Origin of the sequence: Niameybacter massiliensis (assembly GCF_001282685.1) — a bacterium.
Lineage (GTDB): Bacteria > Bacillota > Clostridia > Lachnospirales > Cellulosilyticaceae > Holtiella > Holtiella tumoricola.
In genome coordinates, this window is sequence record NZ_LN875029.1 from 1 (window position 1) to 20,798 (window position 20,798).

15 protein-coding genes, 2 tRNA genes and 2 rRNA genes are annotated in these 20,798 nt (G+C 34.2%); 16 read left to right on the forward strand and 3 right to left on the reverse strand.

The genetic code is table 11. The features are described from left to right. Positions 1-29 precede the first annotated feature (29 nt). From rrf to BN2390_RS00245, 6 genes are all read left to right on the forward strand, one after another. Positions 30-147: ribosomal RNA gene (rrf, locus tag BN2390_RS00220) — 5S ribosomal RNA — on the forward strand. 9 nt (positions 148-156) lie between these two features. After that, positions 157-230: transfer RNA gene (locus tag BN2390_RS00225), tRNA-Asp, on the forward strand. Positions 231-238: 8 nt separating this feature from the next. Beyond that, positions 239-311, forward strand: a tRNA-Met gene (locus BN2390_RS00230). A gap of 131 nt (positions 312-442) precedes the next feature. Continuing rightward, complete coding sequence (locus BN2390_RS00235) at positions 443-1,090, forward strand: SGNH/GDSL hydrolase family protein (protein ID WP_053982367.1); 648 nt, start codon at positions 443-445, stop codon at positions 1,088-1,090. Between the two features lie 211 nt (positions 1,091-1,301). Then, on the forward strand, positions 1,302-1,640 hold the full coding sequence (locus BN2390_RS00240; protein ID WP_053982368.1) for a PadR family transcriptional regulator: 339 nt from the start codon (positions 1,302-1,304) through the stop codon (positions 1,638-1,640). Continuing rightward, positions 1,630-2,295 (forward strand): hypothetical protein, encoded by a 666-nt coding sequence (locus BN2390_RS00245; protein ID WP_053982369.1) that lies wholly within the window; start codon positions 1,630-1,632, stop codon positions 2,293-2,295. Before BN2390_RS00240 ends, BN2390_RS00245 begins: the two co-directional genes overlap by 11 nt. Before the next feature lie 71 nt (positions 2,296-2,366). Here BN2390_RS00245 and BN2390_RS00250 read toward each other — a convergent pair whose 3' ends face one another. The 3 genes from BN2390_RS00250 to BN2390_RS00260 all read right to left on the reverse strand — a co-directional run bounded on the left by BN2390_RS00250 (position 2,367) and on the right by BN2390_RS00260 (position 7,078). Further along, a complete protein-coding gene (locus tag BN2390_RS00250) occupies positions 2,367-3,809 on the reverse strand; it encodes an FAD-dependent oxidoreductase (protein ID WP_053982370.1) in 1,443 nt (480 codons plus the stop codon). Between the two features lie 76 nt (positions 3,810-3,885). Further along, the gene (locus tag BN2390_RS00255) at positions 3,886-5,286 is read right to left on the reverse strand and encodes a response regulator transcription factor (protein ID WP_053982371.1); all 1,401 of its coding nucleotides are present in this window, start codon (positions 5,284-5,286) and stop codon (positions 3,886-3,888) included. After that, complete coding sequence (locus BN2390_RS00260; RefSeq protein ID WP_053982372.1) at positions 5,279-7,078, reverse strand: sensor histidine kinase; 1,800 nt, start codon at positions 7,076-7,078, stop codon at positions 5,279-5,281. Before BN2390_RS00260 ends, BN2390_RS00255 begins: the two co-directional genes overlap by 8 nt. 210 nt (positions 7,079-7,288) lie before the next feature. Here BN2390_RS00260 and BN2390_RS00265 point away from each other — a divergent pair, with 210 nt between their 5' ends. The 10 genes from BN2390_RS00265 to BN2390_RS21265 form a co-directional block, all read left to right on the forward strand. Next, on the forward strand, positions 7,289-8,254 hold the full coding sequence (locus BN2390_RS00265; RefSeq protein WP_082238507.1) for an ABC transporter permease: 966 nt from the start codon (positions 7,289-7,291) through the stop codon (positions 8,252-8,254). 13 nt (positions 8,255-8,267) lie between these two features. Continuing rightward, positions 8,268-9,152 carry a carbohydrate ABC transporter permease gene (locus tag BN2390_RS00270; RefSeq protein ID WP_053982373.1) on the forward strand — a complete coding sequence of 295 codons (885 nt, stop codon included), beginning with the start codon at positions 8,268-8,270 and terminating at the stop codon, positions 9,150-9,152. A 25-nt stretch (positions 9,153-9,177) separates the two neighbouring features. Further along, positions 9,178-10,791: an extracellular solute-binding protein gene (locus tag BN2390_RS00275; RefSeq protein ID WP_053982374.1), complete on the forward strand. Its 1,614-nt coding sequence runs from the start codon at positions 9,178-9,180 to the stop codon at positions 10,789-10,791. A gap of 86 nt (positions 10,792-10,877) precedes the next feature. Further along, entirely contained in the window at positions 10,878-12,485 is a 1,608-nt protein-coding gene (locus tag BN2390_RS00280; RefSeq protein ID WP_053982375.1) for a DUF4091 domain-containing protein, read from the forward strand. A gap of 134 nt (positions 12,486-12,619) precedes the next feature. Beyond that, positions 12,620-14,257 carry a TolC family protein gene (locus tag BN2390_RS00285; RefSeq protein WP_053982376.1) on the forward strand — a complete coding sequence of 546 codons (1,638 nt, stop codon included), beginning with the start codon at positions 12,620-12,622 and terminating at the stop codon, positions 14,255-14,257. A 14-nt stretch (positions 14,258-14,271) separates the two neighbouring features. Further along, positions 14,272-15,618, forward strand: a complete 1,347-nt coding sequence (locus BN2390_RS00290) for an HlyD family secretion protein (protein WP_053982377.1) — start codon at positions 14,272-14,274, stop codon at positions 15,616-15,618. A 37-nt stretch (positions 15,619-15,655) separates the two neighbouring features. Then, positions 15,656-16,795, forward strand: a complete 1,140-nt coding sequence (locus BN2390_RS00295; protein WP_053982378.1) for an ABC transporter permease — start codon at positions 15,656-15,658, stop codon at positions 16,793-16,795. Beyond that, a complete protein-coding gene (locus tag BN2390_RS00300) occupies positions 16,792-17,976 on the forward strand; it encodes an ABC transporter permease (protein WP_053982379.1) in 1,185 nt (394 codons plus the stop codon). Before BN2390_RS00295 ends, BN2390_RS00300 begins: the two co-directional genes overlap by 4 nt. 14 nt (positions 17,977-17,990) lie before the next feature. Beyond that, positions 17,991-18,596, forward strand: a complete 606-nt coding sequence (locus BN2390_RS00305) for a TetR/AcrR family transcriptional regulator (protein WP_053982380.1) — start codon at positions 17,991-17,993, stop codon at positions 18,594-18,596. An 860-nt stretch (positions 18,597-19,456) separates the two neighbouring features. Further along, a 16S ribosomal RNA gene (locus BN2390_RS21265) occupies positions 19,457-20,798 on the forward strand; the annotation flags it as partial.

Below are 20,798 nucleotides of genomic sequence, written 5' to 3' on the forward strand. Positions count from 1 at the left end.
GAGTATAAGAAAAAGAATACTCAAATATTTTTGGTGGCGATGCGACTAGGGGACACACCCGTTCCCATACCGAACACGTAGGTTAAGACCTAGTCGGCCGATGGTACTTGTCTGGAGACGGACCGGGAGAGTAGGTGGCTGCCAAATTTTTAATATGGCCCAGTGGTACAGTTGGTTAGCACGCCGCCCTGTCACGGCGGAGGTCGAGGGTTCGAGTCCCTTCTGGGTCGTTTAATATCGCGGAGTGGAGCAGTTGGCAGCTCGTCGGGCTCATAACCCGAAGGTCTCAGGTTCAAGTCCTGACTCCGCAATTCACAAAGTTCTAGAGTTTATCTAGGACTTTTTTTGTGTGCAAAAATAAAAAGATACGTTTAAAAAGATAATACTATGGTACAATTTAGAGGTGTGAATATTGAATTTAAACATAAGGGAGATTCAGAGCATGCTAATAACAAAACATAGTACATTTATTATGATTGGAGATTCAGTAACAGATTGTGGAAGAAAGAGACCTGAAGGTGAAGATATTAGTGTAGGTAATGGGTGGGGAGATGGTTATGTTAATTTAGTTAGAAGCCATTTAGGTGCATTTTACCCAGATTACGGTATTAGGGTAATCAATAAAGGGAATTCTGGAGAACAATCAGCAGATTTATTACCAAGATGGGAAGAAGATGTACTTGCTTATAAACCAGAATGGGTAAGTATTTTGATTGGTATTAATGATGTATGGCGTATATTTGATTCAGCCAATATGAAAGAAATACATGGTAAAAGAGAACTGTATGAGAGTCATCTACGTACTGTTATAGAAAAGACATTACCTATTACAAAAAATATTATTCTTATGGCTCCTTATTTTATTGAAAGTAATAAGCAAGATGCTATGAGACAAGAAATGGATGCATATGGAGTAATCTGCAAAAAAATAGCAGAGGAGTATGGATTATTCTTTATAGATTTACAAGCTACTTTTGATGGGGTATTAGAACATGTACATCCAATGTATTTTGGATGGGATCGTATTCATCCCAATACAATAGGACATACACTTATTGCTAAACAGATTTTAGATATTATTGAAGCGTAGTATAAGCTATTACATATCTAAAGATTAAATAAAAAATCATGATAAGAATAAGCCATAGCTATCTAGTAATAGTCTATGGCTTATTTTTATGTTTTTAATAATTTATCAAAGTAGTATTAAGAAATATTCTGTAAATGATATTGACTTATAGCTACTTGGTGATACAATATAGTTAACTAGTAGGTATTGCATAGTAGTAAGGGGTGAAAAAATGTACGATCAGACACAGCTGAGAAAAGGAACGTTAGAAGGATGTATCTTGAAAATTATTTGTAAGGAAGAAACCTATGGCTATGAGATTGTATCTAAACTACAAGAGGCTGGTTTTAAGGAAGTTAAAGAAGGAACGATTTATCCTTTATTAGTAAGACTAGAGAAAAAGGGTGTTGTATGCTCGAAGTTTAAGGCATCGCCTTTAGGACCTAGCCGTAAGTACTATCAATTAACTGAAGAAGGGCAAGTATTATTAGAAGAATTTCAGGAAGCTTGGAATGAAGTTTCATATATTGTAAATCAGTTATTAAAGGATGGGGATTTATATGAAAAATGAATTAGCATTATTGAAGAAGGAAAATAAATTAAGAACAGAATTTATACCAGAAGAAGACAGAGATATGATTAGGCGTATGTCTCAATATATGAGTTCAAGGAGAATAGGTGCTTTTGATGTAGAAGTAACACGTAAAGAGCTTATTGGTATGGCATTAGGAGCAATGCAAGATGGAGAGTCTTTACAGACCGTAATAGGAAAAGATGAAAAAGAGTTTTGTGATGATATCATAGAAAGTAGCAAAAAAACACTAGTAAGCGAAGTACTATTAATGAGTATATTACGTGGAATAATGTACTATGGTATTGCTTTAATAGCATCTGTATTACTCTTTGATGTGTATGGGAAGGTTACATTCGATAGTTATCTTTTAGTATTTGCACCATTATGGGCACTATTTTGCGTGATTATAAATATTTTTATTGGAGAAAGATATAGTTATGAGCAAGGTATTAAAAAGTATATTCCTACGATTATTTTTTGCATATCATTCTTCATATGCATGTTTTTAGAAGATTATTTACTACCGGGTGTAGTTGTAGAAGTAAGTAGAGGACTTGTATTAGGTATCGTGATTGTAGGAGGAGTTGTAGTAAAATTTATTTATGATTCTTATATCAACTATATTGCAAAAAATTATCACTGGAGAGATTAATGATAAATTTTATAGTATAAAATGCCCCTTGTCTATTTGACAGAGGGCATTTTGCTTAGTGCTTTAGTATGTTACTTATTACTTGGAAGATCTTCTTGAGCAGGATTATTAATGAGCTTACCTGTATAGTCAAAGCGAGAACCATGACAAGGGCAATCCCAGCTGAGTTCATCAGGATTCCATTCCAGTTGACAACCAAGATGAGGGCAGCGCGTAGAAACTATAAAGGTTTCACCTGATGGTGTTTTATATACCCCTACTTTATCACATTCATATTCAACAACACCACCATGCCCTACAGGAAGAGCTTCAATTTCAGTATTGGGTTTAGTGAATAATTGTCTTGAAAGGGATTTGACAGCATGAGCTGTTTCATCTAGAGACGCTTTGGCAGATTCGGCGATAGATATACGAAGAGGAGAAAATACTTCGGCATAATCATTAACTTTACCTAAAATAGCATCGCTAATAATATGAGCAGACACCATAGAACTAGTCATTCCCCACTTGCCAAAACCGGTTGCTACATACCAATGTGGTGTAGAATGAGAGAACTGTCCAATATAGGGTACGCCATCTAAAGGCATACAATCTTGAGCAGACCAATGAGTGACTTCTTGAGACTGTGGCCAGAATTCCTTTGCTTTTTCCCTTAAGAAGTTATATTGACCACCTTTGGAGTTTTCACCTGTACGATGATTACCGCCTCCTAGTAATAGGAGGTCACCACTATTTCTAAAAGATAATCCATTTGGATCAATGCCGAGATAAGTACCATCTAATTTACAGGCATTTTTTAAAGCAATAACGTAGCTACGTTCTTGATGCATACGTAAAAAATAGTAGCCAGGTTTATTCATAAAAGGATAGTGGCAGGCAAAAACAATGTCTTTGGCAGTTACAGTTCCTCTATTTGTAAAGATACGTTGACCTTCTACATTATTAACTTTTGTATGCTCATAAATCGTTAAGTTTTTTGAGATAGCTTCAATAAATTTTAGGGGATGAAATTGAGCTTGCCTATCCAGTTTGACAGCTCCTTCAACTGGGAAAGGAAGCTGAGTATCTGTTACAAAAGTAGCGGGTAAACCTACAGTTTGAGCTGCAAGCGCCTCTTCTTTAAGTGATTTGCTATCAAGTGTGGAGTAAATATGAGCTGGGTAATCTTCAAATTCACATTCGATAGCATGTTCTTTGATAATTTCACGATAGCTTGTAATGGCTTGTTGATTTGCCTGGGCATATTGAGCAGCCTTATTTTTTCCAAAATCTTTAATAAGTTGATGATAAATGAGTCCATGTTGTGAAGTAACTTTAGCGGTTGTACCACTAGTTTGTCCACTAGCAACTGTATCGGCCTCTAGAATAATAGCTTGAATACCTTGCTGCTGTAGAAAATAAGCAATTAATGTTCCTGCAAGCCCGCCACCGATAATTGCTACATCGACTGTAAGATCACCCTTTAGCGTGGGATGTTTTGTTAATTGTACATTTTGTTTCCAAATTGAATGCATTCGTATTCACCTCGTATTTAGGGTTAACAAAATGAATAAAATTAACACTCTATAAAATGATTTTTTATAAAGAATATTAATTTGAACAGACACCACCCATAGCACGGTATTTTCCAGGACTAATGCCAGAATACTTTTTGAAGCTTTTTAAGAAATAGAAGTAATCGTTATAGCCTACTTTTTCACTGATATCATTTAAAGAAAGATCGCTATTAAGTAGAAGTTGTTTAGCTTTTTGTATACGAAGTTGGCATATGTAATCGGTATAAGTGGAGCCAGTTTCTTTACGGAAGAGTTGGCTGATATAACTTTGATTTAAATTAAAATTTGAGGCAATATCGGATAAAGAAATATTATTCATATAGTTACCATTAATAAACTGCAAGATATAGATAAAAGTATTGTTATGAGTAGATGGTAATTCTACAGGAATAGATTCTTCTAAGAGCATATCAGAAAGTGTTGTAATCATAGTAGAGAAGTGATTGAAGTTTTGATAAAGCTCTTCTAGGTTATGAATATAATAGTCCTCCAAATCTAATTGTGTATAATCAGTAATATAGGTTATAGATAAATTCCATACTTTTAAAGCAAAATATATATTATAATTTGAAAACTGACTAGGGTTATTAATTTTAGAAAGTGCCAGTTTAATATCAGGTAAATTTCTTGTTGTCAGTATTTTCTTAAGGTCAGTAAGAAAGTGGTGATGGTTACTCGGTATAGTAGTACATAAATAAGGTGCCTCAAAAAAGAAAAATTGATAAGCCATAATAATAGTCTGGCGAAGTGTTTGTTTAAAAGTTTCAAGGGTCACAGGTGTTGGATATAATCCAATCCCTTTAACTTTTGAGTCATTGAGTAAAGCATTAGTCAGGTAGAGCTCATTGAAAGGTTCATTAGATAAATAGATGTATTTATTAGCTCCAAATTTAATAGTTACATAGTTTGAAGCGATATTATATAAAGGAAGAAGTGCTCCTATAGAGACCATAATATGAACTTTTTCGGAATTAAGATGTTTTTCTTGGAAATAAGAAGTTAAAAAATCTAAATCTTGATTTTCTAATGCATCAATAATATCATAGCTAGACTGATTTAGTTTAGAGGTATTCATAATTCCTTTACGCAAAAGAGTTGTAATTTCCCCATAATCTAAAGGTTTAATACAGTAACCTAATACATTATATTTAATAGCTTTTTGAGCGTAAGTAAAATCAGCATAACCACTAATAATGATAAGCTGAATGTGAGGAAAATGATTAAATACATAATCACATAAATCTAAGCCGCTAAGGCCTGGCATACGTATATCTGTAATAATAAGGTCAACAGGATGGGTTTTGATAAACTCTAATGCATCTATACTATTTGAAAATGTACCTACGACTTTTACATTAAGAGATTCCCACGGGATAGAATTAAGCATTGATTTAATAATAAAGGTTTCATCATCAACAAGTATTATATTAAGCATAGTGACCTCCTTGATTTATTATGGGTAATAAAATAGTAATTTTAGTACCGATACCCTGAGTACTTTCGATAGATAATCCATAGTCATCCCCATACTCTAGGCGAATTCGATTATGAACATTAAGTAATCCAATATGAGAAGTTGGAGAAGAAATTAGGTTACTTGGTAAAGCGAGTGATTCTTTTAGGTGTTCAAGAGTATTTTTGGGAATGCCGATACCATCATCTTGAACTATAATTTGTAGCCCATTATCTAGTAAAAGACTTCCTATATACAAGATACCGGATTCTAATTTAGGTTCTAGGCCATGAAAAATAGCATTTTCTATTAACGGTTGAAGAATCATTTTTGGAACAGTAAGATTTTCAGTAGGAAGCATAATATTATAGATTACATCAAATTTGGAATTAAAACGTATAAGTTGTATATCAATATAAGATTTTATAACAGAGACCTCTTCATAAAGTAAGGTTTTATTGGCGCCTTTAATACTATAATGAAAGATCTTTCCCATACCAAGAGCAATTTGAGCAATTTGTGGACAGTTATTTTCTAGGGCTAGTCCTCTAATGGATTCTAAAGTATTGTATAAAAAATGAGGATTAATTTGGCTCCTTAGATGTAAAAGCTCAGCTTTATTTTTTTGAAGTTCTAGCTCATACATTCTTGTGGTTGTAGTAAAGAGCTGTTTATTAAGAGAAGTAATCTCTGAAATCATTAAATTAAATTCGTTAGAGAGTGTTACAATTTCCGTACTACCTTCAAGAGAAATGGGTTGTTTTAAGTTTTTCATATTTCCTTCACCAATATTTTTAATAAATTTATAAAGGTTATTAATTGGATTAAGAAAATTTGATAACAGGAGTTTTATGCTCAGCCAAATAAAGATAATAATACATCCTATAATAAGAGAAGTAAGAAATAGTATATCTTTTAGCTGGAGTGACAATGCATTTTTATCAATAGCACTAATAATATAATAATTTAGCTCAGGTATAAAAGAGGTATAAACAAGGAAGTCCTTGTTTTCTGATTCTATAAAATCATTAGTAAGTGTGCTTTTTTTAAAAACATCTGAAGAGATAGTAGTTGTAATAATATGTGAGGCTAATGCTTCGCTACAATTAAATGGATAGATATTACCATTATTATCTCCTATTATAAAATATGTAGTTTCTTCATAGGTATCTCTAGGTAAAGAGGTAGCAAATTTAGAAGGGTCTATAGATATCAGTAGATTTCCTAAATAGTCACCATAAAATGAAGAAGAATGAAACCCAAAAATACTTTTTGTAAATACTAAATAAGGCATACTTGTTGCATTAAAAAAAGAAGAGGACATAATACCTAAGCTATTAATCTGTGTAGTATTGGTATAGTTAGCAGTAACTCTTCTAAGAGTATCATCATCAAATAAATTTGAATATGCAAAGTCATTGCTTATTAGTCCTATATCAGCAACATCCTTATTCATGATGCTTAAAGAGAGGAAAAGTCGATTAAGGTTGTTTAAATATACTGTAGTATTAGCGCTAAAAGGAGAGGCTAATAAATATTCTAGATTTGGATCAAATTGTATAAATTCATATAAAGTAGAAACCCTTTTATAAAGATAGTCAATATCAGATTTAAAACGTAGAGCACGAGAAGTAGAATATGCAATTTGTTTATCTAACAATAAATCCTTAATACTTAGTGCGATAAAGGATGTTAATACAAGACATGTAGTTAGTAAAAACATAGATAGCACAATGAATTGCTTTTTTAATGAGTATTTTTTTAGTCTTAGCATTAGTAATCTCCGTATATAAAATGAAATCATATTAACTAATTATAATACAATTTTTTAAAAAAATATATGCAAAAATAGTAGATAACCTAAAAATTTTATATACCATAATTATTGGAATAAAAAAAATGCATAAAACTATAGTCTTATTACATTTTTTTTTAGATGAAATGATAGTAAAATTTTATCATACAGTAAAAAAGGAGGTAACATATGAGGACTATAGAAATGGGGGAAAATACAAAAAAAGATAAAATGCTATTTATCAAACAAGATACATGGCAAAAGATAAAAAATGATAGGTTACTTTATATTATCATTATTCCGGTTATTATATGGTATATCATGTTTTGCTATGTACCAATGGGAGGATTGGTATTAGCTTTTAAACAGTTTAGGTATGATGCTGGATTATGGAATAGTCCTTGGATTGGTTTAGAAAACTTTAGACTTATGTTTGAAGATAGAGACTTCTGGATTGCTTTCAAAAATACGCTTATTTTTAGTGGTGGTAAAATGCTCTTCCACTTTCCAGTGCCTATTATTATAGCTATTTTACTTAATGAAATTAGAAATCCAAAGCTTAAGAAGTTTTATCAAACAGTATTTACCTTCCCACACTTTATTTCATGGGTTGTATTAGCAGGGGTACTAACAAATATGTTTGCCTCTAATGGAATCGTAAATCAAATGTTAAGTGCTATGGGAATGGATACAATAGCACCTTTAGTATCTACAACAAGTTTTAGACCGTTTATTTGGATATCTAACATATGGAAAGAGTTAGGATGGGATTCTATCATTTACCTTGCAGCTTTTGCAGGTATTGATCCTGGTCTTTATGAAGCGGCAAGTATAGATGGGGCAAATAGATGGCAAAAAATGTTGCATGTCTCTTGGCCAGGAATCAGGAGCACAGTAGCGATTATGTTCATATTAGCGATAGGTCAGATTATGACTAATGGCGCTAACTTTGACCAAATCTTTAACTTATACTCATCTCCTGTTTATTCAGTAGCAGATACAATAGATACTTATGTATTTAGAAAATCCTTTGTTACTGGAGGAAACTTTGGTTATACAACTGCATTGGGATTATTTAAGTCTATTATAGGTGTAGTATTGCTAACAACAGCCAATAAAGTAGTCACAAAACATGGCGAACAAGGCTTATTCTAAGGGGGGAGAGTATATGAAAATCAAGAAATTAAAATCTATAAGTCCATTTGAAGTTATTCTAATAGCATTCTTGACATTATTAGCTATCATTACGATATACCCTTTTTATAATGTGCTTATTACGTCCATTGCAAATACTAAATCTATTGCAGAACATACACCATATTTATTACCTTATGTAGTCGATTGGACAGGGTATAAAACAATTATGGATGATATTTATTTCTACAAAGCACTAGGGGTAACTGTTTTTATTACTGTTGTAGGGACAGCAGTCAATATGTTGCTATCAGTAAGTGGGGCTTATGTATTATCTAAGAAGGATTTAATCGGACGTAAAGTTATCTTATGGATGGTTCTTTTTACAATGTTATTTAATGGTGGTTTAGTACCTACATATTTAGTAGTAAAAGATTATGGGTTAGTAAATAGTGTATGGTCAATGATTTTACCATGTGCGATTAGTACTTACTATATGATTATTATGAAAAACTATTTTATGAGTTTACCACCTAGTCTTATAGAAGCAGCTAAAATAGATGGGGCTAATGAATTTACAATTTTATTAAAGGTTATTTTGCCAATTTCACTTCCATTTATGGCTACATTTGCATTGTTCTATTCAGTAGAAAGATGGAATGAATGGTGGAATGCATTACTCTATATCAATCAAAAGAGTCTTATGCCATTACAAATGTATTTAAGAGAGGTATTGATCAACTTTAATGCTCAGCTTGCAGCGCAGGCACAAGCAATATTGGGAAGCGGTAATAAAGTTTATATGCAATCAGTACAAATGGCAACAATTGTAGTAGCAACTTTACCTATTTTATGTGTATATCCTTTTGTACAAAAACACTTTGTAAAAGGGGTTATGGTAGGTTCTGTTAAAGAGTAGTCTAAATTAATTGAGGAGGGAAATTATGAAGAATTCTAAAAAATGGATTGCAATAATTATGGGTCAGTTAGTATTAGCAAGTGCATTAACAGGGTGTGGAACAACAAATAAGGTAACAACTAATACATCTCAAGGGGGGAATACATCAACGACACAAGGTGCTACAGATAAAAAGATGAAGATTACGGTAGCACATTGGGATGCAGAAAAAGGGCTTGCAAATAAGGCAAACGATAAAGTACTACAAACCTTAGAAGAAAAATTTAATGTAGAGTTTGAAGCAATGAATATAACTTGGGATGATTATATCCAAAAGATTCAACTATGGGCTGCATCAGGAAGTTTACCAGATATTTTCTCTATAGATGCAATCGGTACATCATTCTATCATGATTGGATTTCACAAGGTGTAGTAAAAGGATTACCAGAAGACTTATCAAAGTATGAGAACTTAAATAAGTATGTACAAGCTGATGATATTGAAGCATTGAAAATAGATGGTCAACTTTATTGTATTCCAAGAAAAACTTATCCAGATAATATTTGGAATGCATTAGACAGAACTGTTGTTTACAGATGGGACCTTGCTCAAAAAGCAGGTGTAACAAAAGAGCCAGAAACTTGGGAAGAATTTAGTGATATGATGACTAAAATTATCCAAGCAGATCCAGAAGGGAAGAAGATTGCAGGTTTAACAACAACAGCGACCTCATTATTAGACGGATTCTTATTCACATATAGTTTACCACTTGCTATGTCTGATGGAAGTGGTAGTGACTATAAATGGGTAGAGAAAGATGGCAAATATATTCCAGCATATTTTGCAGGGGATGCAGTTGCTACTTTCCAATTAGCAAGAGATTTATATACTTCAGGTGTTATTGAGCCAGATGTTGCATTAACTAAATTACAACAAGCTCAAGATAAATTTTTACAAGGTCAATCAGCAGCACTTCTTCGTGCAGGTGGACCAGAAACTCTTTATGACTATGCAGGAAAATACTGGGAAGAAATTTATCCAGGACAAAATATTTTTGATGATGTAAAAGTACTTAAATTATTACCAGGTAAGGATGGTTCTAAATACTATCCAGTATTCAGAACATCTTGGTCAGAATCTTACATTTCATCTAAAGTAGATGATGAAAAGTTAGATCGTATCTTACAAATTTATGATTACCTTATCTCTGATGAAGGCAGTCATTTGATTGATTATGGTATTGAAGGAGAAGATTTTGATATTGTAGATGGTAAAGTTGTATTAAAAACAGAAGATATAACTGAAAAATATCCATCTACTCAAGTATTTAATACATTAGCACAATGGTCACGTAGTGTATGGGATGAAAATGTACCAGCACGTACTCCAGAGGGGTATAGACAATTAGCATTAGATAAGTATGAGGAAGCAGCTAAAGAGGGTACATTACCAGAGTTTGATATGAGATATACTTATTTATCTACACCATTAAAAGATAAGTTTGTAATCAAACCAGCAGAAGACTTATTAAATATTATGATGGGATCTGAGCCAGTAGAGAAAATGTATCAAGATTTACTTGATAAGTATGAGCAACAAGGTCTTTCAAAAATGATAGAAGAAGTAAATGCTGTAGCAAAAGAAAAGGGATGGCAATAAGCAAATAGAAAAGGGGGCGCTGTGCAGCCCCTTTTTGCTTATCAGTATATAATCAATATATTTTTTAGAGAGTAGAGGGAAAAAATATGAGTACAATTAAAGGATATATGACACATAAGGAAGAATGGGTGTATCCAGATGTAGAGTTATGTCAGTTAGAACAAGAAGTTAATTTAACAATGGCGCAAAATAGTAGAAGAGGTATTCAATTTGTCGTAGAGTGTGGTGAGCAATCTTTAGAGATAGCGATAAATGGGGCAGTGGAGTATGAGATTTTTCAGATGATTCCTATACCTGTAGAGTACAACACAATTAGTGATGAGGCACAAGGTGGGCAATTTGTAATGTTAGACTATACATTACCTAAACCTGCAAATAGTACAAGAAAAGCCCCTTTTGAAGTTTATGATTGTTTAAAGCCAGTAGGACATCATATTCCATCACAAGAAGGGAAATGTGCATTTTATATCACGTTGCAACCAAGTAAGGATGTAGAGACAAGTTGTGTAACAGATATTCAGTTAAAAGTAGGTAATGAGGTACATACTATTAAAGTAAATATGAATGTCTATCCTGTAAGTATTCCAGAAGAAAAGCTTCAAATTACAAATTGGTTCCACTTAGAAAATATGGCAAAATATCATAATGTGAATTATGGTAGCACTGAGCATCTTGAGATGATTCGAAAATATGCACGTGCTATGAAACGTATGAGACAAACACACTTCTTCATTAGCATAGATGAAAGGTGTATTCAGGATAAAGAAAGTTGGCAGTTTGATTTCTCCTATCTTAAACCTATTATTGAAATCTTTTTTGATGAAGGTTTACAAACAATGGAGCTTGGATACATTGCAACAAGAAGCCCACACTATGTAGGTAAAGACTTTAATTTTGTTTTAGACAATACACTATCTTTAGAGAGTACTGAAGGCTATTTGGTAATGAACAAATATCTAAAAGCAATCAAGAAATTCTTAGAAGAAAATAAATGGGGAGAGCGAGTAATCTTCCATATTTCAGATGAACCAGATGTGCATACAAGTGATGCGAATGTTATAGAAGAGCGTAAGAAAACATATTATATGATTGCGAGTCAATTACGTAAGCATATTCCAGGCGTAAAAGTGATAGAAGCAGTGGCTACTTCAGGATTTAAAGGTGGCATTGATATATGGGTACCATTATCTGCAAGCTATGAAAACCAAAAAGAAGCATTTGATCAACTCATTGATAATGGAGAAGAGGTATGGAACTATGTATGCTGTTCTCCAGGAGGTGCATACCTTAATAGATTCTTAGATTTTGAATTAATTCGAAACAGATTACTATTTTGGGGTTGTTCAGCCTATAAATTATCAGGATTTTTACATTGGGGATTTAATATGTACTTATATGACATGGATCCTTTTAAAACAACAAGTTGTCATAATGATACAGGGTTAGGAACCAACTTCCCTTGTGGAGATGCTTTCATTGTATATCCAGGAGAGGGTGAACCATGGATTTCTATGAGATTAGAAGCACAAAGAAGAGGAGCAGAAGATTGTGAACTTCTAAATCTATTAAGAGAGAAGGACATGGTAGCATATAATGAAATTATTTCACATGTTTTCAAGAGTAATCAAGAGTATTTAAGTAATACAAATGAGTTTGAATTATGGTATGAAAGGTTACTATGTGCATTAAATTAAAAATAGAACAATAATTTTATTAAATAAAAATATTTAAAATAGTACAAATTAAAATATTGACCGATGTTCATTTTTGATGTATAACAAAAGTGAATGTTGGTCATTTTTATTTTGTGTTGAAAGAGGGAACGAATATGAATAAGAGAATGATTGCTTGGTTACTGGTAGCAATGAGTATGACCAGTACAACAGTCTATGCGACGACTTCTAAGGTAGATGCCTTAGAAACAGTAAGTTCTCCCAAAGAAGAAACCTCACAAATTACTAAAGAAAAAGAAAAAAAGGTACTGACGTTAGATGAAGCAATCGAAAAAGGATTAACCAACAGTTTGATCTTGCAACAAGTTAAGAATCAGGGGGATTTAGCTAAGCTTGTTGCATCTAATGCAACTACTGTTAGAGATACGTTAGAAGATAGTGAAAGTGCATTAAAGAGTGCAACCTATTTAATTGATGATGGAAGAGATCAGGTCTATAGCTCAGAATCACAACTACGTTCAGCTCAAGCTGCATTAGACAATGGCATAGCTCCTATAGATATTCCAATTTCAAAGCCAGAGTTAAATTTAAATACGACTATCCCAGCCGGAACACATATTTATGCTCATATTCAAGCTTATTATGAAGGATTAGGGCTACCAAGTAATGTAGCCGCAGGTTATGCGAATCAAATTACACCTGTTGTTATACAAGGGGCACAGTCAGTTATTGATAGTAATATGAATAAGCTTGATGCCAGTAAGAAAAAGCTAGAAAGTAGCACACAAGAATACTTATCAAGCAAGGCACAGTATGAAGCAGCCTTGCAGTTTGCAATGGCTAATGTAGCGAGTAAGCTTTCAACCAGTACAATATCTTCTCTTAATCCAAAACCTTTAGGGGAACTTATTGTGAAAATGGCAACAGCCCAAGACGAAGTAACCAGCTATGCTCAAAATATCTTTAAAAATCAAGCAGCTTTACTTATTACAAATAGTTATTTTGAAGCATTAAAGCAACAGAAACTTCTTGAAGTAAAGGATAAAGCTGTAGAAAGAGGTGCTTTGCAATATGAATTGGCACAAGCAGCCTATGATGTAGGTGCTAAATCAAAGGATGATTTAGTTATTGCTAAAACCTATTATGACTCTACTTTAATGAGTAGAGAGCTTCAATTGAAGGACTATAATGCAGCTTTAATCGGCTTAAAGAAAAATATTAATATGGATTTAGATGAGGAAATTAAACTAGCAGAGGTTGAACCAAATCTTAAAGAAACTTATAACTTACAACAAGGAATTGAAAGTGGTTTAAAGGCTAGAGTTGAGATTAAAATGGGAGAAACACAAACAAAGCTTTATGAAGACTTAATGAAAGCTGTAACAGCTTCAAACTATAGTTCAACAGATGCTCAATATAAAGAGGTGAAGCTTTTACAAGATAAGGCGAAGATAGAGTTAGATGGAGCAAAGCTTCAGGTAGAAAGTGATATTAGAACTTCCTATTCTACAATGGTGTCTATGCAAAAGATAGTTGAGAAGGCAAATGAGCTTGTACAAAGTGCAAGTGAAACTGTAGAAATTGCTAAAGTGAAGTATGAGGTAGGATATGGATATGATAATGCATTACTTAAACAAATGAACTTAGAAGACTTATCAGGAACATTAGTTGAAGTAATTGCAGCAGAAGAAAATCTTACAAACATACAAGAGAAGCAAATAGAAGCCATTAATGGTTATAACTTAGCAAAACTCAAATACTTAAATGACATAGGTGTATTACCATATAAATAGGGGAGGTTATGAGCATGAGTATAAAGGAGTTATTTAAGCAAAAAAGGGTAAGAAGTATAAGTATTACAGCTGGTTTATTAGTACTTGTATTAGTAGTTATGTATTTTGGATTTAATGGTACGACAAGCGCAAGCAATATTAATGTAGATAAATTGTTTAATGAGCGAGATGGGCTTGTGGCACAAGGCGTTATTGAAACGAAAGAAATTAATATCAATAGTAAAGTGCCTGGAAGAGTTAAAAAAGTCTATGTTGAAGAAGGGCAAGAAGTAAAGCAAGGAGACCCGCTTATTGAGATATCAAGTGATGAGCTACAAGCTAAGAAACAACAAGCCGAGGCAGCGGTAGCACAGGCAGAGGCAGCACTTACAGCAGCTAAAGAGTTACATGAACAAGCTAAAGCCGGTGTTGATGCAGCTAAGGGACTTGTAGAACAAGCACAAGCAGGCATCAGTGCATCTGAAGGGAAAGTAAATGAAGCACAAGCCGGTGTAAAAGCATCTGAAAAACAATATCAAGCAGCCCTTGCAGTTAAACAGAAAGCAGAAAAGGGAGCACGTGAACAAGAAATTGCTAAAGCACAAACAGCTTATGATTTAATGAAAGCTTCATATGACCGTATTGTTGTACTTGAAGAAAAGGGGGCAGTTTCTAAGCAAAAACTAGATGAGATAGCAGCTCAACTTAAAGTAGCAGAAGAAACATTAAGTATGGCAAAAGAAGGTGCAACAACAGAGGATAAATTGGCAGCAACAGCAACAAGTGAGCAAGCAGCAGCAGGTGTAGAAGCAAGTAAAACAAGAGTAGGGCAAGCAGAAGCAGGTGTTACTGCCTCACGTGCACAACTTACTCAAGCTATGGCAGGCGTCGACTCTGCAAATGCACTCTTATTACAAGCAGCAGCAGGTGTAGAAGCGAAAGAAGGCTTAGTTCAACAAGCTAAAGGAGCATTGGCAGAGGTGCAAGCTTATTTAAATGAAGTAGTTATTAAAGCACCTATGGATGGTACAGTAACAACACTTAATTCTAAAGAGGGTGAGCTTGTATCTACAGGAACTCAAATAGGAATTGTTAGTAATTTAAAAGATACTTGGGTTCAAGTAAGTGTTAAAGAGACAGAGCTTGCTCAAGTTAAAGAGGGGCAATCTGTACTTGTTAAAGTACTTGCTTATCAGAACCAAGCATTTAATGGTACAGTAACAACCATTAATGCACAGCCTAGCTTTGCAGTGAAACGTGCAACAAACGAAAATGGCGATTTTGATATCGTATCATTTGGTGTAAAAGTACAATTAGATAATCCAGATCAAATTCTAAGACCTGGTATGAGCGCTTATCTTCAATTTACAGAGGAAGAATAAGGTCTACAATACTAAAGGTCTAGAAGGTGGTGATTAAATGATAGAGAGTATTAAAGAAGAAATACATAAGCTAAAAACAGATAAGCTATTAATCATTGCCTGTTTGATTATTCCTATCTGTGTCAATCTTCTTGTAGGTTGGGAACTTAACAAAGGAGTTATAGATCATATACCTATGGCTATTGTGGACTATGATGAATCTCAATTAAGCAGACAGATTATAGATTACTTTAGGACCAATGATGCTTTTGATATTATTTATGAACTAGATGATCAAGTTGAACTAGAACAATTGCTAGATACAAGTAAGGTAAGAGTCGGGATGGTTATACCTAAAGATTTCTCAAGTGATGTCACAAGCTTGCGAGCACCCAATGTACTCATGCTATATGATGGGAGTCATATGAGTATGACGAGTATTACGAAGGCAAAAGCAAGCGAAATTCTTCTCACTACTCGGGTAGGTGCATCTATTAAACAAATACAAGCAAGACTTGGTAAGAGTTATGATGAAGCCTATACAATGGCAATGCCTATTAGTTTTGAAAATAGAACACTTTATAATCCTACTAAGAATTTTAATTACTTTATGACGCCAGGATATGGCACAATCATATGCCAATTAGGAATAGGACTTATGGCAGTGGTCTGTGTGAACTTCCCTAGAGCGTGTAATAAGAGACGAAGTAAGCTCGGCTATATTTGTGGGAAGGTATGCTTTTATGGAGTAATAGGAAGTATAGCAATTATTATCAATATCCTTACTCAGGTCTATCTATTTAAGATCCCTTGTAAGGGGTCTATATGGGTAGCATGTGGACTAAGTGTGTTATTTCTCTTTGCAGTAGCTTCACTGGCTATAGCAGTTTCAGCTTGGTTTCATAATAGAGTTTTAGGTATGGCTATATTAGGACTTCTCCTTATACCTAATTCTATTATGGCAGGTTACACCTGGCCTGTTCTTTCCATGATCCCGTCTTATAAGTGGGGTTCTTGGTTTATTCCATTTACTCATTATGGAGATAATATTAGAGACTTATTCTTAAAAGGAACTATGATAGATGTGGCTAAGGATGTAAGATTTCTAATCTTATTTGTACTCATGATGCTTATATTAGGTACGATAGGTATTTATATTGAACTACTTAGAAAACCAAGGGAGGCGGATAATAGATGAGAACATTTTTGCAAAACCTCCTAAAAGAAATAGACTATACCTCTAAAAAGCTAGGATTACTTATTTTATTCTTTATAGGAATGCCTTTCTTGGGAATGTGGTTTACAGGAGCATATTATAGTGAATATGTAAATGATGTACCCATAGCAGTGTTAGATGAAGATAATAGTAGCCTAAGTAGACAGATTATAGAGTACTTTGATCAAAATGAACGCTATAATGTAGATTATTATGCATCAAGTAGAGAGGAATTAGAGCAGCTTATTAATGAAAGAAAAGTCTATATGGGCCTCTACATTCCACCTGATTTAAATAATAATATTAAACTAGGTAATCAATCTCAAGTTCTGGTCTTAACAGATGGAACTAATGTTATTATAGGAAATAACGTTTATGCAGGAGCTGCACAAATTGTGCAAATGGTTTCAGGAGGAGCAGCTATACAAGTATTACAAGCCAAAGGGTCTTTAGAAGCAAAAATGGCAATGAACGTAGCTGTACCTTTTGGATTTGAGGAAAGGATGCTTTATGATTCTAAACTTACCTATATGAATTACTTAATCTATGGGATCATAGCAGTATTCTTACAACAATTAATGCTTTCAAGTATGGCAACATTACTATCAAGAAATCCAGAAGAAGTAGCCACAAAAGATACTTTTACACAAGTGGCAGCTAAAATGACAGTAGGAGCTGTTTGCCTAATCGCTTCTGGGAGTTTTACAATATTTTTATTACACAAGAAGTTTCATTTAATATTTAATGGTAATGTAATGGTAGCGTTAATATTAAGCTTCTTGTTTGCAGTTGCTATTAGTGGCCCAACTTTAATATTATTTAGTCTTACTAAGAAGAAAACAAGATTTACCCAAATAGCCTATATGCTATCACTTCCTACTTTCTTAACTTGTGGGTATGTATGGCCAGTAGATCAAATGCCGTTGTTACTTGCAATACCTGTAAAAATCTTATGGCCTCTGATGAATTATGCTAGGGCCTTTGATGAAGTTATGATAAAAGGTTTACCATTTGCAACTGTTAGTCAGAATGTAGTAGAATTATTAGTATATAGTTTAATCATGCTTCCTATAGGTATAAAATGCTTTAAAAAAAGCTTTTACAAGAATGAGAAGCGTGAAGAAACAGTGCAGATAGTAAATGAAGAAAATCTTAACTTATAGAGGGAACAGAAGAGATGGGAAAGATAAAGGAAAATCAACAAAAGAAAAGACAACAACTTTTTGAAACGGCCTTTGATTTATTTACTTCTAAGGGGATACATGAAACAACAATACAGGATATTGCAAAAGCAGCAGGTGTAGCAAAGGGGACGTTTTATTTATACTTCAAAGATAAATATGATTTAATCGACAAACTAAGAAAAAAGAAGACTGCCAAACTTTTTGAAGAGGCAATCAATTTTAGTAGAACAGTTCAGTATGATAATTTTACAGAGCAACTCTTAATTATCATAGAGTATATTATAGATGAGTTTTCTAATAACCAAGACTTACTAAGATTTATTTACAAAAATTTATCATTAGGAATGGGACTGCAAAATATTCATATAGATACAGATAAAGAACAAGGGGAAAATACAACTAGTTCTATTTATGAGATATTTGAAGAAAGAGTGAAACAAGATGGTTTAGAATTGAAAGACCCGAGGACCACATTATTTTTAGTAATCGAGTTAGTAGGATCTACTTGTTATAATGCCATTTTGTTTGACATTCCATTACCAATAGAAGAGTTTAAGCCATCTTTAAATGAAGCAGTAAGAAAGCTACTTAATGAATAAAGAAGTGATCTTATAGCGTAAAGCCTTATAATAACTAGAAACATTAAGTTATTATAAGGCTTTTTGTATGTGATAAAAGTACCATAGTTACATAATAGTTATGAAGAGAAGAACGGCTTTCTTACTATTATTAAGGAAATATATATTAGCAATGATAAGATAGTAGTTACTATATAAAATATAGAGGGAAGAATTATATGATTATGAATGTGGTAAATACTTATAATATGAATCAAAATAAATGTTGTATAGTAGTAAACGAAGAAGAAAAGTTCTAAGGCATTTATAAAATGGAAGGTATAAAATAGTAAAGAGTAGTGAGATAAAAGCTTCTATAGATATATAAGTTTAATATTAGACCTTCAAGAGCAAACTCTTGAAGGCTTTTTGAGGTTTTTAGGTAGGTATATAGGGGGAGGGCTATAAGTCTTAGAGAAAATAGGAGAGAAAAGGTAGGTAAAGTAGAGGGGGAATAGGTAAAATGTGGATAAATCTGTTGATATTATGTGAGCAAGTTGAGGATAAAGAAGATAGTTGGTGGATAACATAAAAAAAGGAAAAAAACCTAAAAAAATCCTAGAAATAGTGTTGACTTCTGATTGTTCATGAGGCATAATAAATCAAGTCAGCAGCGCACAGGCGCCACTGAGAAAAGGCTGTAGGCCTTGATAAATAAAACAAAATGAACTTTGAAAATAAAATAGTAACCATTAAACCAGTCGATTCATAGAACGAATCTTAATTTGACAAGAACTTGTTCGAAGTCAAATTTTAGATGAGTTAATCCCTTTAGGGGAAAGTCACTTCGAGTGACAAAGTCAGTACTACTTAACAGTACAAAATGTCAGATGACAAACTTTTTAATTGAGAGTTTGATCCTGGCTCAGGATGAACGCTGGCGGCGTGCTTAACACATGCAAGTCGAACGGACTGCGAGGAGCTTGCTCCTCAAAGTTAGTGGCGGACGGGTGAGTAACGCGTGGGTAACCTGCCCTATGCAGGGGGATAACGTTTGGAAACGAACGCTAATACCGCATAACCTAGTCGGTTCGCATGAACTGACTAGCAAAGATTTATCGGCATAGGATGGACCCGCGTTAGATTAGCTAGTTGGTGAGATAACAGCCCACCAAGGCAACGATCTATAGCCGGCCTGAGAGGGTGAACGGCCACACTGGGACTGAGACACGGCCCAGACTCCTACGGGAGGCAGCAGTGGGGAATATTGCACAATGGGCGCAAGCCTGATGCAGCGACGCCGCGTGAAGGATGAAGGTCTTCGGATCGTAAACTTCTATCAGCAGGGAAGAATACCATGACGGTACCTGACTAAGAAGCCCCGGCTAACTACGTGCCAGCAGCCGCGGTAATACGTAGGGGGCAAGCGTTATCCGGAATTACTGGGTGTAAAGGGTGCGTAGGTGGCGATTTAAGTCAGATGTGAAAACTCAGGGCTCAACCTTGAGACTGCATCTGAAACTGAGTTGCTAGAGTGCAGGAGAGGAAAGCGGAATTCCGAGTGTAGCGGTGAAATGCGTAGATATTCGGAGGAACACCAGTAGCGAAGGCGGCTTTCTGGACTGTAACTGACACTGAGGCACGAAAGCGTGGGGAGCGAACAGGATTAGATACCCTGGTAGTCCACGCCGTAAACGATGAATACTAGGTGTCGGGGCTCACGGGTCTCGGTGCCGCAGCTAACGCATTAAGTATTCCACCTGGGAAGTACGACCGCAAGGTTGAAACTCAAAGGAATTGACGGGGACCCGCACAAGCGGTGGAGCATGTGGTTTAATTCGAAGCAACGCGAAGAACCTTACCTAAACTTGACATCCTTTTGACCGATCCTTAATCGGATCTTTACTAGCTTGCTAGTACAGAAGTGACAGGTGGTGCATGGTTGTCGTCAGCTCGTGTCGTGAGATGTTGGGTTAAGTCCCGCAACGAGCGCAACCCCTATCTTTAGTAGCCATCATTCNTAAACTGAACTTGTTAATGTTAAGTCTTTTATAAGATAAAACAATAATGAGTTTGTTAAATTGAAAATCTCAACTTGTACTTTGAAAAACAAATACTGCAAATAACGGATTTAAACATTATTAATAATATTTAAATCTACAATTTAACCGAAAATAAATACTTATTCTGTTATATTTAACAAGAACAAGGCAAATATTCAATGACATAATCATTGTATATAGG